This is a genomic window from Ornithinicoccus halotolerans, from assembly GCF_009602535.1.
In the GTDB taxonomy this organism is placed as follows: Bacteria; Actinomycetota; Actinomycetes; order Actinomycetales; family Dermatophilaceae; genus Ornithinicoccus; species Ornithinicoccus halotolerans.
In genome coordinates this window covers 1-3,336 of the sequence record NZ_WIQI01000176.1, presented here as the reverse complement: position 1 = coordinate 3,336, position 3,336 = coordinate 1, and the positions used below count along the sequence as shown (strand labels likewise).

At 75.4% G+C, this 3,336-nt stretch carries 3 protein-coding genes; all 3 read right to left on the bottom strand.

Annotation, left to right across the window (positions count from 1 at the left end; all coding sequences use genetic code 11):
• The coding region (locus GFJ45_RS15660) for an MFS transporter (protein ID WP_194288728.1) at positions 1-1,303 on the bottom strand (1,303 nt) is incomplete at its 3' end.
• A 98-nt stretch (positions 1,304-1,401) separates the two neighbouring features.
• Entirely contained in the window at positions 1,402-2,496 is a 1,095-nt protein-coding gene (locus GFJ45_RS15655) for a hypothetical protein (RefSeq protein ID WP_153398913.1), read from the bottom strand.
• A partial coding sequence (locus GFJ45_RS15650) for a S41 family peptidase (protein WP_194288727.1) occupies positions 2,493-3,336 on the bottom strand: 844 nt, incomplete at its 5' end. The genes GFJ45_RS15650 and GFJ45_RS15655, both read right to left, overlap by 4 nt.

The following is a 3,336-nucleotide window of genomic DNA, read 5'->3' as shown; positions in this document are numbered from 1 at the left end:
GAGTGCAGGCGCCTTGAAAGCGCCCGACGCGAGAGCGTCCGTGGGTTCGAATCCCACACCCTCCGCCAGCCGTGGCCAGCCGCCGGGCGCACGAATGGCCCTGCCGCAGCGTCGCCGCACCGGTCAGCGCCAGCAGCAGCGCGAGCGCGGTGGCGACCACGGTCACCGCGAACGCTGGGGTGTGCCCGCCCCAGTCGGCCAGCTGCCCGGCCAGGCTCGAGCCCAGCGCGTAGCCCAGCCCGGTGACCGCCGCCAGCAGCGTCATCGCCGCCCCCAGCCGGCGCGGCTGCGTGATCCGCTCGGCGAGCGTGAACGTGGTGATCATCGACGGCGCCACCGCCAGGCCGAGCACCAGCAGCACCGCCGCGAGCGCCCCGAGGGAGTGCACCGCCAGCAGCGGCAGCGACAGCACCGCCAGCACCGCGGTGAAGGCCCGCAGCCGGGACTCGTAGCCGAAGGTGTCCGGCACGACCACGACGGCCAGCCCTGCTGCGACGCTGCCCACCCCGAGCAGGGCGTGCAGCAGGCCGGTCAGCCCCGGCTCACCGGCTGCGGTGGCCAGCACCGAGGCGCCGGTCTGGACGGACCCGAAGAGGGCACCGATGCACAGCTGCACCGCCACCAGGAAGGCCAGCCCGGCGCCCAGCAGGCGCGCCGGCCCGGCCGGCCCGGGAGCCGGACGCCCCACGAGCGCGGCGGTCGGGTGCAGCGCGAACCAGGTGCCGAAGGTGCCCAGCAGCGCCGCCGCCGCGGTCAGCTCGGTCCCGGCGTCGACCAGGGCGACCACCAGGCCGACCAGGGCGGGCCCGAGCACGAACGATGCCTCGTCGGCCGCCCCCTCGTAGGAGAAGGCGGCGTCGACGGTGCGCCGGTCCTCCTGGCCGGCGACGCGGCTGATCGGCCGCCAGCGCACCCGGGCCATGGTGCCGATCTGCGGGGTGACCAGCCCGGCCAGCGCCGCGACCGCGGCCAGCGGCCACCAGGGGTCGCCAGCGGAGTAGGTCTGCCCGAGCAGCACCAGCGCGGCCAGGGCGGCGGCACCCGAGAGCGCCTGCACCAGCAGCACGGGCCGCTGGCCGACCCGGTCGGTGAGCGCGCCCGCGAGCGGGGAGCCGACCGCGTTGGCGACCGCGAGGGCACCCGCGGTGGCCCCGCCGGCGCCGTAGGAGCCGGTGGCGCCGGCGACGAGCAGCAGCGCACCCAGCTGCGACATCGCCAGCGGCAGCCGGGCCAGGAAGGCGATGAGGACGTAGGCAGGGCCGGTGAGGCCGAACAGGCGGCGGTAGGACGCCAGCGGTGACAACGGGGTCTCCAGGGTCGCGGGACGGGTGGTCGCGCGCCATCCCACCCCTGGCGCGCCGGTCCCTGGTGCGGCCCCATCCTAGCCTGGGCCGCGCGCCGCTACCGTCCCTCGCCCACCGCAGCCACCGGGCCGCCGTCGCCGCGGTCGGGATCACCGTGCCGGGACCGCAGCGCCCGGGCCAGCCCAATCAGACCGAGGTTGGCGAACACCGGCAGGTAGCCGAGGAACTGGGCGTCCAGCAGCGCGAAGAACTGCACCACCAGCAGGTCCACCAGCAGCGCCACCTCGAACAGCCACAGCGCCAGCCCCCGTGACCCGCCGACCAGCCACCGCACCGTCGCCACCAGGGCGGCGCCGACGGCGGCCAGCGCGAAGGCCAGGTACACGCCGTTGCGCACCGCCGGCTCGGTCACCGCCAGCCAGGCCGGGTGCACCGCGGAGCCGAGCACGAACAGCACGAACAGCAGCACCGAGGCTCGCCGGACCAGGTCCACCCGCGGCAGCGAGACCACCAGCTCGCGCGCCGCGAGGTAGCAGCGGGCGAGCCAGGACCGGCTCGGCGGCTGCCGCGGGACCTGCTCCAGCGCCCCGGTGAGCAGCCGGGTGACGTCGTCGCGCTGGTCGGCCCGGTGCAGCAGCTCCAGCGCCCGCTGCCGCTCCAGCTCGTCCATGTCGTGGGCCGCCGACTCCTTGAGCATCTCGACGGCGTTGACGACGAGCTCGCGCTGGCTCAGCGGGCGGCGGTGCACCAGCAGCGCCACCGCCAGCCACATCGCCACGAAGGTGCCGTAGATGATGGCCGCGACCGGCTCGTAGAAGTAGTTGTTGTCGCCGGTGATGAACTTGCCGACCTCGTCGATGAACAGGCCGAACCCGATGCCGCCCACCAGCGCCGCGACGTTGCGCACGGTCCGGCTCAGGAACAGCAGGACCAGCAGGATCGACACCAGCATGCCCAGGCCGCCCCACAGCAGGTGCGCCAGGTGCAGTCCGCCCCCGCCGATCTGCGGGTAGCCGGTGAGCTCCAGGTAGATCCGGGTGAGCGCGATCGAGGCGACCGCGCTCACCACGAAGATCTCGAACCGGTCGGCGCCCTCGGCATCCCGCACCGGCAGCCGGGAGTGCGCGTGCGGCACCGCCCCGTCCCCGGCCGGCGCCGAGCGGCGGTCGGGGCTCCCGCTGCGCTCGCTCACGGCCGGGGTCGCACCTTGGCCGCAGGCGGCGGAGGGGGTGCCGCGGCGGGCGTCTCCTCGAGCCGGCGCAGCGCCTCGGCGATGGCCCGGTCGAGCTGGACGTCGTCCTCGGCGAAGAAGTCGGCCGGTGACGTCGGCACCTCAATGTCGGGGTCGACGCCGTGGTTCTCCACGCCCCACTGCTTGCCCTCGAGCCAGAACGCGTACCGCGGCTGGGTCACCACGGTCCCGTCCACCAGGTCGTAGCGGCCGTCGATGCCGACCACGCCGCCCCAGGTCCGCACGCCGACCACGGGGCCGACGCCGAGGGCCTGTGCCGCGGCGTTGACGATGTCACCGTCGGAGCCGCTGAACTCGTTCGCCACCAGCACCACCGGGCCCCGCGGGGCGTTCGTCGGGTAGGTGGCGGCCTCGGCGTAGTGGCGGGCGGACGCCCACGCGATGACGCGCGCGGCGAGCCGGGCGACCACCAGCTGGCTGGTGTGCCCGCCCCGGTTGTAGCGCACGTCGGCGACCAGCCCCTCGGCCCGGGTGGCGTGCCGCAGGTCACGGTGCAGCTGGGCCCAGCCGTAGCTCATCATGTCCGGCACGTGCAGGTAGCCCAGTCGACCGCCGGTGCGCTCGTGGACGTACTCCCGGCGCGACCGGACCCAGTCCTGGTAGCGGATGACCTCCTCGTCGGCCAACGGCACCACCACGACCCGGCGGTCGGTGCCGTCCCGGCGCAGCGTCAGCTCGACCGGGTGGTCGGCCGCCCCGACCAGCTGGGCGGCCGGCCCATGGGCCGGGTCGACCGGCTGGCCGTCGACCGCGACGACGAGGTCACCGGCGCGGGCGTCG